Here is a 1,122-nt window from a genome sequence, read left to right as displayed (position 1 = left end):
GGCGCGGGTCTCGCCGCCGCCGACCAGCGCCTCGGCCACCAGCGGCAGCACGCGGTCGCGCAGCGCATCCGGATAGGTCGCGACGATCGGCGCGACGGCGGCGAGCGTGGCCCCGGCTTCCTGGCCGCGCGCCATGGCGAGCAGCGCCCGCCAGAGCGTGACCTCGTCGGTCGCGGGCAGCCGCGCATCGTCGAGATGGGTCGTCTCGGACAGGCGGCCCGACAGCAGCGCCGCCACGCCATGGGCGAGCAGCAGCCGCGCGTCGCCCCGAGCGCGGGGGTCCTCCTGCAGGCCGAGCCCGGCCATCGCCTGCGCTTCCTGCGGCATGCCGAGGCTGAGCAGCGTCTCGGCCGCGTCGCGGCGCAGATGACCGCGCGTGAGGGACGGCGCGCCGCCCAGGCTCACCAGCTGCTGGCGCATGCGCTCGAGCAACACCGGTACCGTGCCGTGCGGCAGTTCGAGAAGGCGGCTCATCGCCGCCGCCGCCGGCGTCACGTCGCGACCCGTGACGGTACCGAGGCGGATCGACCCGCCACCCGCCGCCTGCACCGCGAAGCGGCCTTCCGGCAGGGCGCGGATGGCCAGGTTGTCGGACCGCGCGAGCACGACGGCGCCGAGCATGCTCGGCACCAGGTCGAGTTCCGCCAGCCGGCGCCCCTGCAGGATGCCGGGGCCCGGCCGGCGGAGCGTAGCCGCAAGGAATGTCTCGCCCGTCTCCGGGTCGGTGAGCGCGACGGTGCCGCCGGCCTCCCCGCCCGAGAAGACGAGGCGCGCCGGTGGCCCGGATTCGGGCTGGACGCGGAGCGTCGGTGCATCGGCGGGCAGCGGCTCGCGCGTCGCCTCGAGCACCCAGGCATCGCCCTGGCGCCGCGCATCGAGCCGCGCGGGCGCCGGCATGTGGACGCGCAGTGCAACGCCATCGCCGGCGGACCGCGCCTCGAGCCCGGCGAACACGGGATGGCCGCGCAGGCTCGCCGTGTCGAGCACGAGCGGGCGGTCGAGGACGATGTGCACCCATTCGCCGCGGCGGAAGGCGGCAAGCCCGGCATCCGCGCCGGCGGCGATCGCGATGGCGCCACCCGGCAGCGCCCGGAGCGTGGCGTTCGCGGGCGCGGGCGCCGC

1 protein-coding gene is annotated in these 1,122 nt (G+C 77.2%); it reads right to left on the bottom strand.

Going from position 1 to position 1,122, the window contains the following annotated elements:
• Window positions 1-1,122 (bottom strand): hypothetical protein (locus HW577_RS25405; protein WP_198378862.1); only part of this gene is annotated, 1,122 nt, incomplete at both ends.

The organism is Neoroseomonas rubea (genome assembly GCF_016106015.1).
Classification (GTDB): Bacteria; Pseudomonadota; Alphaproteobacteria; order Acetobacterales; family Acetobacteraceae; genus Neoroseomonas; species Neoroseomonas rubea.
This window is presented reverse-complemented; position numbering and strand designations above follow the sequence as displayed.